We start from the raw sequence: 17,684 nt of genomic DNA, 5'->3' as shown, positions 1-17,684 counted from the left end.
CAGCGTCAGGCAGCTGCGCTTGGCTCGAAATGCTCTGCCCTTAAACAGCTCCGCCCCGGGGGAACCGCTAGTCCCCCCGGGGCAGAGCCGGGTTGGCATATTTGCCCACTGCCTAACCGCGGATGGCTGTCTTCATTTCGTCTGTTGCCTTCTTTCCGGCCTCATCCGGGGACAAGCGTTCAAAGAGGACCTCTGAGGTGTACCGCTTGATGATCTCCTGGATGGCACCGGCACCCTTCGGCGGCGGGGCCGGAGCCTCGCCCAGTTCATCCTTGATTTGGTCAATGAACTTGACCACTTTGGTGTCGGCCGGGGTCAGCTTGGGAGCGATAGCCGCACGGACATCCGAATTGGGATACACGCCGCGGTCCGCCAGGAGTGCCTCGCCGGCTTTCACATTGTTGGTGAGGAAATTGATGAACTTTGCCGCCTCCTGCGGGTGTTTGGTGCGTGAGGAGGCAGACCAGAACTGCGAGGCCTTGTACCAAAGCTGGGCCTCATCGGCGGCACCGGCTTTGGAGGGGAAGCGCAGGATCTTCAGGTCGCCGCCGGATGCCTTCTCCAGCGCGGGCGCTTGGTTGGACCACCAGAAGGCCATCGCGTTCTTTCCGGTTGCCAGGCCGCTCTGGTCCAGCGGCGCAGCATCAGCCTCCACCACTTCGGCAGCAGGCGGCACACCCTTGTTTTGGCTCAACTGCTTCAGGAAGGCCCACCAGCCGGCGATGTCACCCGGTTCGAAGCCCAGCTTGCCGTCTGAGGTGTACAGGGACTTACCGTTCTGTCGGAGCCACACACCCAGGGATGCCTCGTCGGTTCCGTAGGCGGCCGAACCGTACGTACCCTTCGGGGACTTGGCAGTAATGTCGGCCGCGATGCGCCCAAAATCCTCCCAGGTCCACGTGGAGTCATCGGGCAGTGGTACGCCGGCTGCCTGGAAGACCGCGGGGTTGGCCAGGATGGTGGCCGCGTTGATACCGGCAGCAATGCCAGTTAATCCTTTGTCGCTCTTGCCGGCATTCAGCGCTGCCTGGTCAAGCTTTGAGGTGTCAATGCCGTACTTGGAGAGGTCGAGGAGCGCGCCGCGGCTTGAGTATTCGGTGATGTACTTTTCGTCCATCTGGATGACGTCGGGAGCATCGTTGGCCGCCGTCTGGGTGGCGAGCTTGTCCCAGTAGCCACTCCAGTCACCGAACTCCGGCTTTACCGTGATATTGGGATTCTCGGCCTCGAAGGCTGCGATGGCCGCCTGGGTCAGCTGCGCGCGTTTGTCACCACCCCACCAAGTGAAGCGGATTTCCACTTTGCCGTCCGCGCTTTTCGGTGCTGCTCCCCCGCCACAGGCGCTGAGGGCCAGGACGGCAGCCGTCGCGGCAGCAACCGCGGCCGCCCATCGGACACGGCCCTTTCTGGAGCGGCGGGGCGCGCCGGGTGCAGATGCTTCTGGGGGCTGATTCGCAGGCGGCGCAGGACGGGGCGAACGTGGCACTGTGTACTCCGATCATCGTTGATCTGTTGGGGATGGTGCTGAATTTGAGGGAGAGTGTGAAAGCGCTTTCCAGAACTGATGCTACAAGCTTTAAACTTGTAGAACAAGACGCTCCACCGGAAAATTGGAAGCGACAGCGCCCCGCCGCCAAGCTCGTTCGACCCCAGGCCATAGGGGCCCGTGCAACCCGGAACGGCCGCCGGTTGACGCGCCAACAACCCTTTGTTAAGTTGGCAGAAACCGTTTTCTTGGAATCTACGCCAGCCGTGGAAACGGCCAGGGCCGAAGGTCCACCCAATACGCGATCCGAGGAAGGAGCCGGCCACAGTGAGCCCAGCACCACGGCCCAGTGCCATCGCCGGCTACGAGGACTGGCCTGCCTACGTGCGCAGCAACCCCCGGCACCGGACGTCGTCGGCGGCGGCGCAGGAACTATCGGACGCCCTGGGTGTGCCGGGTTCGGTGGCACCGCCGGAAGTGACGGTACAGTGGGAGCAAACGGACGACGGCGCCACCACCTCCCAGCTCAGCTGGCAGTTGGGCTTTGGGCCGCGCACCACGGGTTGGCTGGTGCGGCCTGCCGGGAGCCAGGATCCCCTGCCGGGTGTCCTGGCACTGCACTGCCACGGCGGCAACAAGTTCGGCGGCGCGGACCGGCTGGTGGAGCTCCCCGATAACCACCCGTCAGCCGCATCCGCCCGTGCCGGGCACTACGATGGCCGCGCCCTGGCTACTGACATCGCCCGACAAGGCTTTGTTGTCCTGGCCCACGACACCTTCGCCTGGGGCAGCCGCCGCTTCGACCTCTCCGCAGCTCCGTGGCGTACTGCAGCAGCAGTCGAGGCGCAGCACGCACAATGGCGGGAGGACGGCGTCGTTCCTTCCGCTGCGGACGAATACAACGTGGCCGCGGGCTTCCACGAGGACACGGTTGCCAAAACTGCAGGACTGCTGGGCACCAGCCTGGCAGGCATGGTGGCCCATGACGACCTCGCCGCCCTGGAAGTCCTGGCCGCCCAGCCAGGTGTGGTCCAGGACCGGCTGGGCTGCATCGGATTCTCCGGCGGAGGGGGCCGCTCGCTCACCCTGGCTGCCCTGAGCCCCCGGATCAAGGCCTCCGTGGTGGCATGCATGATGACCACCTTCGAATCCCTCCTCCCCGCCTACCTGGACGCACACTCGTGGCTGCTTCAGACTCCCGGCCTCTGGAAGCTGGGCGACTGGCCGGAGCTTACCGGCAGGTCGGCGGCCGCCCGGTTCCTGGTGCAATACGCCCTGGCCGATCAACTCTTTCCAGAGGACGGTATGCGCCAGGCGCACCAACTGCTGGAATCAATGCATGCCGGCACCGACAGGTACACGGGCAGCTTGTGGCCCGGGGACCACGTCTTCACTGCTGCCATGCAGGACGAAGCCCTCGCTTTCCTGGCGCAGGCCTTGGCCCCGCGGCCCATTCACAACACTCCCCAAGGACCCCGATGACCACACAGCATTCCGCCGCCATCCCGCGGGTGGCCCTGGTAGGCGTACACGGCTTCGGCGAGCGCCATCTCGCCAACCTTGCGCGGCTTGAAAAAGCCGGCGCCCTTGAACTGGTAGCTGTGGCCGATCCAAACCCGCCGCACCCGGGCACCCTCGCCGGGTCGGTCGCCGTGTTCCCCGATCTTGCCGCGCTGCTGGCCGCCCAGCCGGGGGCCGACGTCGTCATTGTTGCCACCCCCATCCAGACGCATGCCCCGCTGGCGGCCGCAGCACTGGAAGCCGGAATGGACGTCTACGTCGAAAAGCCGCCGGTAGCGTCGCTGGCCCAGTTCGATGAAGTCCTTGCTGCTGCCCAAGACAGCGGACGGCTGGTCCAGGTGGGTTTCCAGAGCCTGGGCTCCCACGCCTTGCCGGCCATCAGGGAGATGGTGGACGCAGGGAACATCGGTACCGTCCTGGGCATCAGTGCCAGCGGACAGTGGCTGCGGACCAAGGGCTACTTCAAGCGCTCCCGCTGGGCCGGAAAGCGGAGCCTGGACGGCACCGACGTGGTGGACGGCGTGGCAACCAACGCACTGGCCCATGCCGTGGCAACCGGCCTCCACCTAGCCGGCGCACACACCCTGGCGGACGTCGAATCCGTCGAAACGGACCTGTACCGGGCCAACCAGACCGAAAGTGATGACACCTCGGTCCTGCGGATCCGCGCCGCGCAGGGATCCACGCTGCTGTGCGCACTGACCCTCTGCGCCCCCGAACAGCTGGACCCCACAGTCACCGTGCACGGCACCCTGGGTGACATCACCCTCTGGTATACGAGGGACGAGGTGGTCATCACCACCCCCGACGGCGAGCGCCGGGAGGCGTACGGCCGCAGCGACCTGCTGGAGAACCTGCTGGACGCCCGCGCCACGGGGGCACCGCTGCTGTGCGGGCTGGAGGACACCGGTGCATTCACCGCCGTCCTGGAAGCCATCAGGACATCGCCCGCGCCGGCCTCCATCGACGCCAGGCACCTTACTTGGGAGGACGACGGCGACGATGCCCACCCGGTGGTCCAAGGCATCAGCGACCTCATTGAGCGCGCCGTCAAGGCGCAGGCCACATTCGCCGAACTCGGCGTCCCCTGGGCCCGGCCACTCCGGCCCGTCCGTACGCTGACCGTGGACGGCCGACCCGTTGCGGACTACCAGGACGGCAGCCACATCCGCGCAGTCTCCTCCCCCCGCCCCTACCTCCACCCCGTCCGGACGCTGAACGGGGTGGTGGTGACCGACCATCAGCCGCTGGACCATGTGTGGCACCTGGGCGTCGGCGTGGCACTGCAGGACGTGGACGGCGTGAACTTCTGGGGCGGCCGCACCTACACCAGGGACGCCGGACGCTACATCTGGCGCCCGGACCACGGCAGCATTGCCGTCACCAACACGGTGGCCGCGGAGAATGACGCAGTGGACGGCCGGGAGGGCCGGCTGCAGGAGGAACTCGCCTGGAACGGCCCGGACGGCCCCGTCGTGGTGGAGGAACGCACGTGGGCGTGGTCCGGCGTCGCGCCTTCCATCTGGCGCCTGTCCCTTGACTTTGCACTGTCCCCCGCAGGAGACCAACCGGTCAGCCTGGGCAGCCCCGGCTCCAACGGCCGTTTCGAGGGCGGCTACGGCGGGTTCTTCTGGCGCCTGCCTGCCTGCCGGGCCGCCACGGTGTGGACGCCGGCCGGCAGCGGCGAACCGGGGACCCATGGCAGCGTCACCCGGTGGCTCGCCTGGTCAGGAATTTTCGACGGCGGCCCCGCCACCCTGGTGTTCGTGGCCCCGGAAGGTTGCACGGACCCGTGGTTTGTCCGGGTGGACGGCTACCCGGGCGTGGGCCAGTCACTGGCGTGGGACGCCCCGGTCATCACATCGCCGGGCAATCCGGTCCGGCGCGGCATCACCGTTTTCGTGGCCGACGGAATCCTGGCCACGCCCGACATCGAAGCACTGCTCAACCACCAGGGGGACCCGTCATGACCGAGACAACAACCGCAGCCGCTCACCCGCAGGAGGCGCGCCGGGCTCCCGCGTCCCTGGCGGACCGGGCCATCAAGCGCCGGCGCGTGCTGGACATCCTGGATGCCGCCGGACGCGATTCCCTGCTCCTTACCTCCCATACAGCGCTTACCTGGTACCTGGACGGCAGCCGGATCCACATCAGCCTGGCCGGGGATCCCGTCGCCGCCCTGCTGGTGGACCGCGGCGGCGACCACCTGGTGACGTTCAACAACGAAGCCGGCAGAATCGCGGCCGAGGAGCTTCCCGCGCAGGTCAACCTGCACACCGTGCCCTGGTACGGCAACCTGCACCAGGCGGCCGCCGCCGTCGGGAACAACACACGGCCCCCGCTGGCCGAAGCGGACGTCGCCACTGAACTGCGCACCGCCCGCCAGCAGCTCCTCCCCGCGGAAAGTGCCCGCTACTCCCTCCTCAGCGCCGAACTGGCCGCCATCATGACGGACGTCCTGTCCGCCGCACGGCCCGACACCACGGAATTCGGCCTGGTCTCGGCGCTGGCTGCCCGCGTGGTGGCCGCCGGCGCGGAACCGCTGGTGCTCCTGTGCAACGGCAGCTCCCGCAGCGCCTTCCGGCATCCTTTGGCCACGCACTCCCCGCTGGGCCGGCGCGCCATGGCCGTGGTTTGCGCACGCCGGGACGGCCTGGTTGCCAACATCACGCGGTGGGTAAGGTTCGACGCCGGCACCCCGGAAGAGCGCGACGCCGAGGCCCGCATCGCGGCCGTGGAGGCGGACATCTTCGATGCGACCGTTCCGGGGGCACGGCTGGACCGGATCTTTGCCGAGATCCAGGCCGCCTACGTGCGGCACGGCTTCGGTGCGGACCAGTGGGAGCAGCACCACCAGGGCGGACCCGCCGGCTACGCGGGGCGCGATCCGCGGGTCACCCAGGCTGCCACCGATGCCGTGGTGCTGGACCAGGCCTTCACCTGGAACCCCTCCGGGCCGGGGGTCAAGATCGAGGACACGGTGCAGCTCACCGACTCCGGGCTCCGCATCCTCACCGTGGACCCCCGCTGGCCGGTCACCACGGTCAACGGCCTGCACCGGCCGGAAACGCTGCAGCTGTAGGCCCCAACGCCCGCTCACATCCGGGGCTGAAACACCAAACGCCCGCTCACTAATCGCCGCAAAAGCGGCCATAAGTGAGCGGGCGTTTCGATTAAGGCGCCTTTAGGTGAGCGGGCGTCTCAGGGGAGCCGCAGTTCCCCGTCCACCCGCCGCGGGATGCCCAACGGGTTGCCCTCCCGCAGTGCCGGGTGCAGGACGTCCTCCGAGGCGTCCTGGTAGGCGACCGGACGCTGGAACCGGCGGACCGCCGTCGCGCCGACCGAGGTGAACAGCGAGGTGGTGGCGGGGTAGGGGCCACCGTGCTGCTGCGCCCAGTTGACGGCCACCCCGGTGGGCCAGCCCTCGAACAGGACGCGTCCGGCCAGCCCTGACAGCTGCTCCACGAGGCCCGCGATGTCTTCGCCGGGCTGGGCGTGGAGGGTGGCCGTGAGGCTGCCCGGGACCTTGGCCAGGGCGGCGGAAAGCTGGTCCCGGTCCGCGTACTCGATAAGGATGGTGGTGGGTCCGAAGCATTCCTCCAGCAGCTGCTCCGGACGTTCCAGGACCTTCGCGGCCGTGGTGGAGAAGACCACCGGCGCCGCTCCATGGGCGGCAGCGTCCTGGTCCACGCTGCCGCTGACCACGTCTACCCCGTCCACTGACGCGAAGCTGCGCAGCCCGTCCGGGTAGGCCTCCGCGATGCGGCTGGTCAGCATCCCCAGGGCCGGCTTGTCCTTGCTGGCCGCGGCCACTTCCGCGGCGAACTGCGTCCCGGCGGGGACGAACACCAGGCCGGGCTTGGTGCAGAACTGTCCGGCGCCCAGCGTGAAGGATCCGGCAAGGCCGGCGGCAAGCTCTCCCGTGCGGGCCCGCAGTGCTGCGGCCGTGATAACCACGGGATTGAGGCTGCCCAGTTCCCCGTAGAACGGGATGGGATCGGGGCGGGAGGTGGCGAGGTCGAACAAGGCACGGCCGCCGGGGATGGAGCCGGTGAAGCCCACGGCTTTGATGGCAGGGTCCTGGACCAGCGCGGTTCCCACGTCGCGGCCGTGGACCAGGGCGAAGATGCCTTCCGGTGCGCCCGCGCCGCGGAGTGCCTCCGCCACGATCTCCGCGGTCCGCCCTGACAGCCGCAGGTGGCCGGAGTGGGCCTTCACGATCACGGAACAGCCCACGGCGAGGGCCGAGGCGGTGTCGCCGCCGGCCACGGAGAAGGCGAACGGGAAATTCGACGCGGAGAAGACGGCCACGGGGCCGATGGGCCGAAGGATCCGGCGGAGGTCCGGCCGGGGCGGCGTGGCGGACGGATCCGCATGGTCGATGATGGCTTCCAGGTAGGAGCCCTCGGTAATCACGCGGGCGAACAGCCGCAGCTGTCCGCTGGTGCGGGCAACCTCGCCGGTGAGCCGCGTGGTGCCAAGGCTGGTCTCGGAATCGGCGATCTCCACCAGTTCAGCTGCATTGTCGTCCAGGGCGTCGGCCACGGCGGTCAGCCAGCCCGCGCGTTCGGCGTCAGAGGCGGCCGCCGCGATTTTGGCTGCTGAGGTGGCCGCAGCGGTGAGTTCGGTCAGGGAAAGCGTTGCAGTTGTCACGTCAGGTACCTGTTCTTCGTCTCATGGTTGTCGGTCACAGCCCGTCCCGGAAGCGGAATCCCAGCCCGGGCCGGTCCGCCAGGGTTGCCCTGCTGTTGTAGAACCGCACCGGCGCCGGTTCGGCCAGGATGCCCAGCTGCTCAAACGACGCGTCCTCGACGTCCTCCACCAGGGTGGGCTCCGCCAGGGTCAGGGCCAGCTGTCCGGACAGTTCGGGCAGCAGGTGCGGCATCACCTTGATGCTGTTGGTCCGTGCCAGCTCCACGATCCGCCGGAAGGGAGTGATGCCGCCGACCCGGATAATGTTCGGCTGGATGATGTCCACCGCTTCCGCCTCAATGAAATCGCGGAACCGGTAGATGGTGTGGAGGTTTTCGCCAAGGGCGATGGGCACGGGCGAATGCTTCCGGAGCCGCCGGTACGCCCACAGGTCGTCTGCCCTGAGGGGTTCCTCCAGCCAGTCAAGGCCGAATTCGGACAGCACGTCCAACGCACGGAAGGCGGTGGGCAGGTCCCAGCGCTGGTTGGCGTCGATCATGAGCCTGCGCTGCGGGCCCAGGACGGAGCGGACGGCCTGCACGCGTTCGTAGTCTTCGCGGAGGTCCGGCTTGCCCACCTTGATCTTCACCGCCTGGTGGCCTGCGGCAACCCAGCGTTCAGCCTGTGCCACCAGCTCCTCCAGCGTGTAGTGAAGGTTCACCCCGGAGCCGTACACCTCAGCCGATTCCTGCCGCTGGCCGATCAGGCCGGTGACGGAGGTGCCGGCCCGGGTGGCCTGCAGGTCCCAGAGCGCCAGGTCCACGCCCGCCATCGCAATGGTGGTGAGTCCTCCGCCGCCGGCTTCGTGGAGCCGCTTCCACAGCGCATCCCACACTGTTTCCGGCGCAGCGGGCAGGCCTGTGATGAAGGGGGCAATGTCGTAGTCCAGCAGCGCTTTGGCGGCCTGCGGGCCGATGGTGGGCGTCCAGGAGAACCCGTAGCCTGTGCCGCCGTCGTCTGTGTGGATCCCGGTGGCGATCACGTGGTTCTCCGGCGCATCCTCGCCCCAGTGCCGGCGGAGCGGAACTGTCAGGAGCCGCGTGGACAGGCCGGTGATGCGTGGAACGGTCCGGAGAGCCTGGGCCGCCGGCGCGCCCATCAGTGGCCGGCCAGCTCGTAGCCCTTGGCCAGGATGGCCTTGAGCTCCACGAGCTGTTCGTCCGTTGGGTCGACCAGCGGCGGCCGGACGGATCCAACGGGCAGTCCGGCCAGGCGCAGGCCGGCCTTGATCAGGGACACGCCGAAGCCGGGGGTCTGGTCGCGGAGGCGGACCAGGGGTGCGTAGAAACCCTCGAGCAGTGCGTTGCGGCGGTCCTCATCCCCCGCCGTGTAGGCGTCGTAGTAGGCCTTGGCGATTTCAGGTGCCATGGCGAACGCCGCCGAGGAGTACAGCGGGATGCCCAGTCCCCGGTAGGCGCCCTGGGTCAGCTCGGCGGTGAGCAGGCCGTTGAAGAAGGCGAAGTCGGTCCGGCCGATGGCCTTGACCGCCGTGACGATTTCCTGGGCCAGCCCAACGTCACCCAGCCCGTCCTTGAAACCGATGACCTTGGGGTTGCCGGCCAGCTTGGCCATGGACGCGGCCGTGAACTTGGCGTTGCCCCGGTGGTACACGATCACCGGGAGGCTGCTGGCATTGGCGATGGCCTCGATGTAGGCCACCAGGCCGTCCGTGGGTCCGGTGACCAGGTACGGCGGGAGCACCAGGAGGGCGTCCGCGCCGGCCTCTTCGGCAGCCTTGGCCGCGGCAAGGGCGTGGCCGAGCGGTCCACCGGCGCCGGCCACCACCGGAACCTTCCCGGCGACAACCTCGACGGCGGCGGCCACCACGGTGCGGACCTCCTCGATGCTCAGGGCATGGAATTCGCCCGTGCCGCAGGCGGGGAACACCCCGCCCGGGCCGAACGGCAGGCGGGAGCCGATGTGTTCCTTGAGCAGTTCCACGTCAACGGAGCCGTCGGCCGTGAACGGGGTGACGGGGAAGAAGAGTACGCCGTCGAATTTCATGATGTCTCCTTGCCTCCGCCGCCGGCGGTTACCAGCGGAGAGGCCTCGTCGTTGAGGGTGTGTTGGGACTTGAGTTCGGTGCGCCACGTGCGCTTGGGCTGCCAGCCGAGCAGTTCCCGGGCCTTGGCAATCGAGAATGCAGGACTGGTCCCGGTGAGTCCCGCGCTGAGAGCCGCACTTCCAGGCAGGAACCTGGGCATCAGTTCCGCGAGGGGTGCCGTGGCGAGTGCGTCAGCTGCGCCCACAAAGAAGGTTTCCCCATTGGGGATGTCCCCCATCCTCTGCAGGAGCACGTCCAGGAAGTCCGCCACGTCGCGGGCATCGACGTAGTTGAACAGTGCCGGTGCCGAGAGGGCGGGATCGGCCAGCCGTTCAGCGAGCGTGTGGCCCTGCTGGGTGGGGGCGCCTTCCCACTCCTCGGGTGAGATCACGAAGCAGGGGCGGAACGCTGCATAGCGGATCTTCTCCCCCTGGGCGGCGGCGAACATCTGCACGGTCTGTTCGGCGATGAGCTTGGACAGGGCGTAGGCGTTCCATGGCTTCGGCGGGGTGCGTTCGTCCAGCGGGAACGACGGCGGCAGCCAGCCCGCAGGGCACCCGTAGCCCAGCACGGTGGGGCTGCTGGCCGTGACGATTTTCGGCACGCCCAGCTCTGTCGCTGCGCTGATGACGGCGAAGGCAAGCCGGGTGTTGGTGCCGAAGATGACGTCCTCCGGCGCGCTGAACGGTACGGCGATCGCCGCGAGGTGGATGACGGCGTCGGGCTTTGCTGCCCCGATCAGCCGTGCAGCCTCACCCGGCGCCAGAAGGTCCGCGGTTTCCTGGACAACGCCGGCCGGCAGGAGTCCGGCGGGCACCTCTTCGCGGTCCACCGAGACCACCTCGTGGCCTGCGAGGGCCAGCCCCGCCACCACGCTGCGGCCCAGGCGGCCCGAACCGCCGGTGACAAATATCCTGCTCATGGTTTTTCCTTACTTGCCGCGGCGCAGGTCGACGCCGAGGTCCAGGTCCTCCACGCGGACGGGCAGGGAGGTTTCGAGCGACCGGTTGCCGGCGATCCCCACGGAAACGGAGCGCAGGCCGTCCAGGTAGCCGGAAGGGCGGCCCAGCGGATCCTCGCCGGGGCCGTTAAAGAGATCCGAGAGCAGCAGTTCGTCGCCTCCTCCGTGACCGCCTTCGCCGTTGACGATCGGTACTTCGTAGGCAGCCTCCCAGTGGCGCTGGACCACCAGGCGTTCGCCGTTGCGCCGTACTGCGTCCTCTTCCTCCACGGGCGTGGCACTGGGGTCCACCACGGTCTTTTGGTCCGTGCTGTGCAGGACCGCGGCGCGCTCCACCACTTCCAGCTCCGCGCGCCCCTCGGTGCCGTTGACTGCCACCCGGTAGCCCTCCCATGGGCTGTGGGCGTTTAGCGAGTAGCTGAGTCGAGGGCCGCCCTGGTATTCCACCACCAGGGCCAGGTTGTCCTCGATGGTGATGCCGCCGGTGAAGACGTCCTGGTCGCGGCGGTAGCCGTCGTAGTGCTCGTTGTCCAGGAAGAGGGCCTTGAGCCGGTCATCCTCCCTCAGGTCCAGCGCGAAGGGGTCCTTTTCCCCGGCGGGGGCACCGGCGTCGGGCGTCCCGCGTTCCGGGCGGGGGCCCAGGCCACGCTCGGCGGCATTCTTGTCGCCATAGAACTTCAGGCCGCCCGACGCGAAGACACGTTCGGGAACGTCGTCGATCCACCAGTTGACCAGGTCGAAGTGGTGGGAGGCCTTGTGGATCAGCAGGCCGCCGGAGTTCTTCTTCTCGCGGTGCCAGCGGCGGAAGTAGTCCGCGCCGTGGACGGTGTCCAGGACCCAGCTGAAGTCGACGGAGGTAACCGTGCCGATCACGCCGCTCTGGATGATTTCCTTGAGGGCGCTGTTGCGCGGCGAGTAGCGGTAGTTGAACGTCACCACCACGTTCCGGCCGGTTTCCTGGACGGCCTGGACAATGCGGCGGCAGCTTTCCGCGTCGATGGTCAGGGGCTTTTCGACGACGACGTCTGCCCCCGCCCGGAGTCCCTCCACGATGTAGTCGGCGTGGGTGTAGTCCGGCGTAGTGACGATGATGCGGTCGATGCTGTTGGCCCGGACAAAGCTGGTGAGACCCGCGGGGTCGAACGAGGCCACGGGCCCCGGGGCACCCTGCTCCTGGATCAGTTTCTGGTAGAACTCCACGCGCCCGGGGTTGACGTCCGAAAAGGCCACCAGCTCGGCAGTGTCCGCATGCTTGCCGAAGATGGCGCGGATGTACATCTCGGAGCGGCCGCCGGTGCCAATCAAGGCGATCCGGGCCTTTCCACGCTGTCCGGGTGCAAGTGCAGCGGCGGCGGGGTCAGCGCCGGCAGCGGTGCCGGCGTCAGAAGCAGCGGCGGCCGGCGTGGTCTCGGCTGTGTTGACCATGGGGGTCCCTTTCGAAAACTCGTGTCCCGCAGGCGGTTGCGGTGATTCGGCGGCGGCACTTTGCTGCACCGGGCGAAGAGTTCTGAGAAAGCGTTTTCTCGTTGCTCTATAGATGTTGTATCAACCTGTCGGCAGATCCGTCAACCACTTTCAGGAAGAGAAGAAAGCGTTTTCCCGCCATTTTCGGTGAAGTTGAGGGCAGCGCGCCGGAAAACGGGCGGGAAAGGAGTAGAAATCGCTTTCCCGCTCCCGTATATGCTGGCTGTCAAAGCACCTGCCGTCCAGGGGCGGCTGCCGCGGAGACCAGTCTGCCGCGGCCGCACCGCCCGTCGGCGCAAACGAAGGGTTCCTTATGGCCAGGAAATCGGCAAGCGGCCGGATCGGCATCGCGGATGTCGCCGTGAAAGCGGGAGTTTCGCATGCCACGGTTTCGCGCGTCATGAACGGAAACTTCACCGTGGACCCGGACATCGCGGCCCGGGTCCGGGCGGCCGCTGCGGAACTGAAGTACCAGCCCAACCCGGTGGGCCGCAGCCTGGCCCTCGGCAAGACGGACACCATCGGCATCGTGGTGCCCGACCTGGCCAACCCCACCTTCCAGGCGATCCTCCGCGGCTTGAGCAGGGCCGCCGCCCAGGACGGCTACCGGGTGCTCATAGCCGACTCCTTTGAAGTGTCCAGCGAGGAGTCGATCCTGGCCGGCGAGGCGAGGCGGCGGTGCGACGGCCTGGTGCTGTGCGCCCCCCGCATGACCGACGCGGAACTGGAGGAGATCTCACCCTCACTCCATCCCCTGGTCCTGATCAACCGCACCACCGGCGCCCCGGATGTGCCCAGCCTGGTGGTGGACTACGGCCAGGGTGTCCAGGACATCGCCGGGCACCTGGTGGAACTGGGCCACACCCGCCTGGCTTTCCTCGCGGGACCGCCCCGCAGCGCCTCCAATGAGATGCGCCTCAAAGGCCTGGAAAAGTTCAAGGCTGCCCACCCCGGGGTTGACGTGGCCATGCTGGAAGGCGGTTCGGACTTCGACACCGGGCATGAAGCCGTTGATGCCGTGCTGGCCAGCGGAGCCACCGGCATCCTGGCCTTCAACGACCTGGTGGCCATGGGCCTGATGAGTGGCCTGCACGAGCGCGGCCTGGATGTCCCGGGCGACATTTCGGTCACCGGCTTCGACGATATTCCCTTCGCCAGGTATACGACCCCGGCACTGACCACCGCAGCGGTACCCATCACCGAGCTGGGTGAGCAGGCATGGCACCAGTTGCGCGCACTCATCCGGAAGGAAGGAAACGAAACTCCCGGTGGCCGCTACGAGCCGCGCCTGGAAGTCCGGGCCAGCACCGGCCCGGTCAAGGCCCCGCGCAGCACAGTCCACGGCTGAGGTCAGTGCACGGCCGAGTCCCCGCGGGCCGTCAGGCGCCGCTCCCCAGCCCGGCCTCGTTGTAGTACCCCTCAATATGGGCGGCCACCAGCACGGCCGCACGCCCGCCGTCGTCGTTCCTTATGGCCGCCAGGATGCCCTGGTGCTCCCCATGCAGCCTTGCCGCGGTTGCCTGCCAGTCCGAAAAGCCGGCAGTCAACTCAGCCGCATAACCTTGGATGGCTTCGCGCAGCGAACCCATCATGGCGCTGACCACGGCGTTGCCGGCGGCCTTGGCCAGGGCCAGGTGGAACCGGACATCGAGGGCCAGGAAGTCGTTGACCGGCAGGTCCTCCGGCATGTCCATGGCGTCCAGCAGGGCGGCCGCTTCCGCCAGTTCCGGGGCATCAGGACGGGCCCTGGCTGCGGCCCAGGATTCAAGCAGGATGCGGGTTTCCACGATGTCCGCCACGGGCAGGTGCTGCGTGGCGACGTGCAACCGGAGGGCGGAGCCAAGAGCGGAGGTCGGGTCCGAAATCACCACCGTGCCTGCGTCCGGGCCTGAGCCCACGCCGGCACGGACCACCCCCATCGCCTCCAGGATCCGGACGGCCTCCCGGACCGAGGTACGGGATACCTCGAGCTGCGCGGCCAGGCTTCGTTCGGCGGGCAGCCGCCCGCCCACGGCGAGCCTTCCGGCAGCGAGCTCGTTCTCGATCCAGGACAGGACCAGCTGATGGGTACGCACCCGTCCATGGTACTTGATGTGGTCCAACCACATGGCCTAGAGTGTGGTTGGACCACAGGACACCGGACCGGCAGCAGCCGCACGGAAGGACGCCATGACGCACACAATCCAGCCAAACAATCCCGAAGCCACCCCGGCTCCGGGGACCACGGACATTCCGGCAGCACCGGCAGCCAGCCCGGCGCCGTCGTCGTCCGCCCAGCCTCCCGCGCTCAAGCGCCGCATCCCCAAGTACTCGGACCTCGCGCCCCTGATGCAGTTCAAGAAACCGGAGTTCAGCAAGGAAGCCCGGCTGAAGCGGGCCAGCACCATCTGGGAACTGCGCGACATCGCCAAGCGCCGCACCCCCAAGGCGCCCTTCGACTACACGGACGGGGCCGCCGAGGAGGAGATCACCCTCCGCCGCGCCCGCCAGGCCTTCCTGGACATCGAGTTTCGGCCCGGCATCCTGCGCAACGTCTCCAGCATCGACCTCAGCACGGACATCCTCGGCAAACCCTCCCGGCTGCCGGTCGGGATTGCGCCCACCGGCTTCACCCGGATGATGCAGTCCGAGGGCGAATATGCGGGCTCGCGGGCAGCCGAAGCCGCCGGCATCCCCTATACCCTGTCCACCATGGGCACGGCGTCCATCGAGGACGTGGCGGCCGCCGCCCCGAACGGCCGCAACTGGTTCCAGCTGTACCTGTGGACGGACCGTGACCGTTCCCTGGAACTGATCGAACGCGCCGCGAAGGCCGGCAACGACACGCTCATGGTTACCGTGGACACAGCCGTCGCCGGCGCCCGCCTCCGGGACGTCCGCAACGGCATGACCATCCCGCCGGCACTGACGCTCAAGACCGTCCTGGATGCCTCCTACCGGCCCGCCTGGTGGTTCAACTTCCTCACCCACGAACCGCTGACCTTCGCGTCCCTGTCCCGCTACACCGGTACCGTGGCGGACCTCATCAATTCCATGTTCGACCCCACGCTCACCTTCGAGGACCTGGACTGGCTCCGCGAAGCCTGGAAGGGCAAGCTGGTGGTCAAGGGCATCCAGACCGTGGAGGACGCCCGCCGCGTGGTGGACCATGGCGCCGACGGCGTTGTCCTGTCCAACCACGGCGGCCGCCAGCTCGACCGCGCGCCCATCCCGTTCCACCTGCTCCCGGAGGTCAAGCAGGCCTTGAGTGACGCGAACAGCAACGCCGCCATCATCCTGGACACCGGCATCATGAGCGGCGCGGACATCGTAGCCGCGCTGGCGCTGGGTGCCGACTTCACCCTGATCGGGCGCGCGTACCTGTACGGCCTGATGGCCGGAGGCCGGGCCGGCGTGGACCGGACCCTCCAGATCCTGGAGAAGGACATGGCACGAACCATGGCCCTGCTCGGTGTCAGCCGGGTTTCGGAGCTGACCCCGGACCATGTGCGGCTGCTGGGGAAATAGGCGCTATTTCCTGCGCCCGAACTTGGGCAGGGTGGGCAGATTGGCCAGCAGGTCCGCGGCTTTGGTGGCGGCGCGGCCCACGGTGCGGCCAATCTGCTGCGGGACGCTGTCGTCACTGAGCGGGGCTGCGGTACCACCGGGGATCACGACGGCGGGGCTCAGCTCCGCGCCTTCCCTCACCAGGACGGGTGCCGGGATTTCCTCCCGGGCCGGCTGCGGCGGCTCCGCTGCCCGGGAGGCCGTGGGCAGGGAAGCGGCGGCAGCGGCAACGCCTTCCTTCAGGTGGGCGGCTGCCTGCTCCGGGGCCTCCTGGCCCAGCTCTTTCTGGCCCTGTTCCTTTTCGTCCTGCGCTTTCGCGGCCGGCGCTTCCCCGACTGGCGCTGCATGGCCCGGGACTGACTGAAGCGGATTGGGTGACGCGGACGCTTTGGTGCCGGCGCCGACGTCGAACGTCTCCAGCCAGCTGGCGATTCCCTCGAGCGGCCCGCGGTTGAGCGCGTAGTACCGCTTCTGGCCCTGCGCGCGCATGCTGACGAGCTGTGCTTCACGAAGGACTTTCAGGTGCTTGGAAATGGTGGGCTGGCTCGCCGCCAGTTCCTCCACCAACTCCCCCACGGCTTTGTCACCTGCGCGCAGGGCCACCAGGATGTCCCGCCGCGTGGATTCCGCTATGACGGCAAATACGTCGTCTGTCACCATGCCTCCCACCCTAGCGACATATACGCCGAAAGGCATCAACTATTTCAGGGCGGCCGCAGCCCTGAGCGGGGAGCTTTTTGTGCTGGTCGACATGTACTAGTCGAACCAAGGGTCCAGTCCGTGCAGCGGGAACACGGCCTTGCGGGTGGCCATGACGGTACGGTCCACAGCGTCGTTGGGATCGAAGCCCACTTCCCAGGACCGCCACCACAGCTCCACGTCATCCCCCATGAGGGCGGGCGCCTCCGTGCCGAACTTCTCCATCACGTACTGCCGCCAGTCACCCGGCACGGGGGTGCGCACCGGCACGGGCCGCCCCGCCGCAATGGCCACCAGGTGACTCCATGCCCGCGGCACCACCTCCAGCACGTTGTAGCCCCCGCCGCCGGTGGCGATCCAGCGGCCGCCACAGTAGCGCTCCGCGAGATGCCCGACGGCGTTCGCCGCCTCGCGCTGCCCGTCCACGCTGAGGTTAAGGTGCGTGAGCGGATCACTGCGGTGCGAATCGCAGCCGTGCTGGCTCACGATCACCTCCGGCGCGAAGGCACCCACCAGCTGGGGCACCACGGCATAAAACGCCCGCAGCCACCCGGCATCCGCGGTGCCGGCCGGCAGGGCCACGTTCACAGCCGTTCCTTCAGCGGCAGGGCCGCCGATCTCATTCGCGAAGCCGGTTCCCGGGAAGAGGGTCAGCCCCGTCTCGTGCAGCGAGAGCGTCAAAACGCGGGGGTCGTCCCAGAAGATGTTCTGCGTCCCGTCGCCGTGGTGGGCGTCGACGTCGATGTAGGCCACCTTGCGCACCCCGCCGTCGAGCAGCTTCTGCACGGCAAGGGCGGCGTCGTTATAGATGCAGAAGCCGCTGGCCCGGTCCCGGGCCGCGTGGTGCATTCCGCCGCCGAAGTTCACAGCGTGGACGGCAGAACCGTCAAGCACCCGTTCGGCGGCAAGCAGGGACCCGCCGGCCAGCCGGGCCGACGCCTCATGCATGCCGGCAAATGCGGGATCGTCCTCCGTCCCCAGGCCGCGGGATTCGTCCGGCTGTGCGGGATCTTCGCTGACCCGGTGAACTGCCGCCACGTAGTCGGGCGAATGGACAGACTCCAGCTCCGCGTCGGATGCCACCTCCGGCGCCGCCACCTCGACATGGTCCAGATCGAAGAGCCCAAGGCTGCGGGCCAGGCGGGCGGTCAGGTCCATCCGCTCCGGCGCCATGGGATGGCCGGGGCCAAAGTTGTACGCTGTCATGTCTGGACTCCACGCCACCATCGTCGGCGGCGCGGGCTGGCGAAGTCCGGGCAGGTATGTCATCA

At 68.1% G+C, this 17,684-nt stretch carries 14 protein-coding genes; 5 read left to right on the top strand and 9 right to left on the bottom strand.

Annotated elements, in window-relative coordinates:
- Positions 1-112 precede the first annotated feature (112 nt).
- Positions 113-1,486 carry an ABC transporter substrate-binding protein gene (locus ACTJK0_RS03150; protein WP_440744194.1) on the bottom strand — a complete coding sequence of 458 codons (1,374 nt, stop codon included), beginning with the start codon at positions 1,484-1,486 and terminating at the stop codon, positions 113-115.
- Positions 1,487-1,813: 327 nt separating this feature from the next.
- Between ACTJK0_RS03150 and ACTJK0_RS03145 the strand changes: the two genes are divergently transcribed.
- The 3 genes from ACTJK0_RS03145 to ACTJK0_RS03135 are packed head-to-tail and all read left to right on the top strand — an operon-like array spanning position 1,814 to position 6,089.
- On the top strand, positions 1,814-2,968 hold the full coding sequence (locus tag ACTJK0_RS03145; RefSeq protein ID WP_440744193.1) for a dienelactone hydrolase family protein: 1,155 nt from the start codon (positions 1,814-1,816) through the stop codon (positions 2,966-2,968).
- A complete protein-coding gene (locus ACTJK0_RS03140) occupies positions 2,965-4,977 on the top strand; it encodes a DUF6807 family protein (protein ID WP_440744192.1) in 2,013 nt (670 codons plus the stop codon). Before ACTJK0_RS03145 ends, ACTJK0_RS03140 begins: the two co-directional genes overlap by 4 nt.
- The gene (locus tag ACTJK0_RS03135) at positions 4,974-6,089 is read left to right on the top strand and encodes a M24 family metallopeptidase (protein WP_440744191.1); all 1,116 of its coding nucleotides are present in this window, start codon (positions 4,974-4,976) and stop codon (positions 6,087-6,089) included. The genes ACTJK0_RS03140 and ACTJK0_RS03135 overlap by 4 nt, the downstream gene beginning before the upstream one ends.
- A 119-nt stretch (positions 6,090-6,208) precedes the next feature.
- Here ACTJK0_RS03135 and ACTJK0_RS03130 read toward each other — a convergent pair whose 3' ends face one another.
- From ACTJK0_RS03130 to ACTJK0_RS03110, 5 genes are read right to left on the bottom strand one after another with little or no spacing between them, the layout of a single operon-like run.
- Positions 6,209-7,660 (bottom strand): aldehyde dehydrogenase (NADP(+)), encoded by a 1,452-nt coding sequence (locus ACTJK0_RS03130; protein WP_440744190.1) that lies wholly within the window; start codon positions 7,658-7,660, stop codon positions 6,209-6,211.
- 34 nt (positions 7,661-7,694) lie between these two features.
- A complete protein-coding gene (locus ACTJK0_RS03125; protein WP_440744189.1) occupies positions 7,695-8,798 on the bottom strand; it encodes a mandelate racemase/muconate lactonizing enzyme family protein in 1,104 nt (367 codons plus the stop codon).
- On the bottom strand, positions 8,798-9,703 hold the full coding sequence (locus ACTJK0_RS03120; protein WP_440744188.1) for a 5-dehydro-4-deoxyglucarate dehydratase: 906 nt from the start codon (positions 9,701-9,703) through the stop codon (positions 8,798-8,800). The genes ACTJK0_RS03125 and ACTJK0_RS03120 overlap by 1 nt, the downstream gene beginning before the upstream one ends.
- Positions 9,700-10,665 carry an NAD-dependent epimerase/dehydratase family protein gene (locus ACTJK0_RS03115; RefSeq protein WP_440744187.1) on the bottom strand — a complete coding sequence of 322 codons (966 nt, stop codon included), beginning with the start codon at positions 10,663-10,665 and terminating at the stop codon, positions 9,700-9,702. The genes ACTJK0_RS03120 and ACTJK0_RS03115 overlap by 4 nt, the downstream gene beginning before the upstream one ends.
- A gap of 9 nt (positions 10,666-10,674) precedes the next feature.
- A complete protein-coding gene (locus ACTJK0_RS03110; protein WP_440744186.1) occupies positions 10,675-12,129 on the bottom strand; it encodes a Gfo/Idh/MocA family protein in 1,455 nt (484 codons plus the stop codon).
- A gap of 352 nt (positions 12,130-12,481) precedes the next feature.
- On the opposite strand from ACTJK0_RS03110, the gene ACTJK0_RS03105 reads away from it, so the two are divergent.
- A complete protein-coding gene (locus ACTJK0_RS03105; protein WP_110541686.1) occupies positions 12,482-13,516 on the top strand; it encodes a LacI family DNA-binding transcriptional regulator in 1,035 nt (344 codons plus the stop codon).
- A 31-nt stretch (positions 13,517-13,547) separates the two neighbouring features.
- On the opposite strand, the gene ACTJK0_RS03100 is transcribed toward ACTJK0_RS03105, so the two are convergent.
- A complete protein-coding gene (locus ACTJK0_RS03100) occupies positions 13,548-14,276 on the bottom strand; it encodes a FadR/GntR family transcriptional regulator (protein WP_440744185.1) in 729 nt (242 codons plus the stop codon).
- 61 nt (positions 14,277-14,337) lie between these two features.
- Between ACTJK0_RS03100 and ACTJK0_RS03095 the strand changes: the two genes are divergently transcribed.
- Positions 14,338-15,675, top strand: a complete 1,338-nt coding sequence (locus tag ACTJK0_RS03095) for an alpha-hydroxy acid oxidase (RefSeq protein ID WP_440744184.1) — start codon at positions 14,338-14,340, stop codon at positions 15,673-15,675.
- Between the two features lie 3 nt (positions 15,676-15,678).
- Here ACTJK0_RS03095 and ACTJK0_RS03090 read toward each other — a convergent pair whose 3' ends face one another.
- Positions 15,679-16,374 (bottom strand): ArsR/SmtB family transcription factor, encoded by a 696-nt coding sequence (locus ACTJK0_RS03090; RefSeq protein WP_440744183.1) that lies wholly within the window; start codon positions 16,372-16,374, stop codon positions 15,679-15,681.
- A gap of 96 nt (positions 16,375-16,470) precedes the next feature.
- A complete protein-coding gene (locus ACTJK0_RS03085; protein WP_110541689.1) occupies positions 16,471-17,682 on the bottom strand; it encodes an acetoin utilization protein AcuC in 1,212 nt (403 codons plus the stop codon).
- Positions 17,683-17,684 lie beyond the last annotated feature (2 nt).

The sequence above is a fragment of the Paenarthrobacter sp. 22069 genome (assembly GCF_052046035.1).
Lineage (GTDB): Bacteria > Actinomycetota > Actinomycetes > Actinomycetales > Micrococcaceae > Arthrobacter.
This window is presented reverse-complemented; position numbering and strand designations above follow the sequence as displayed.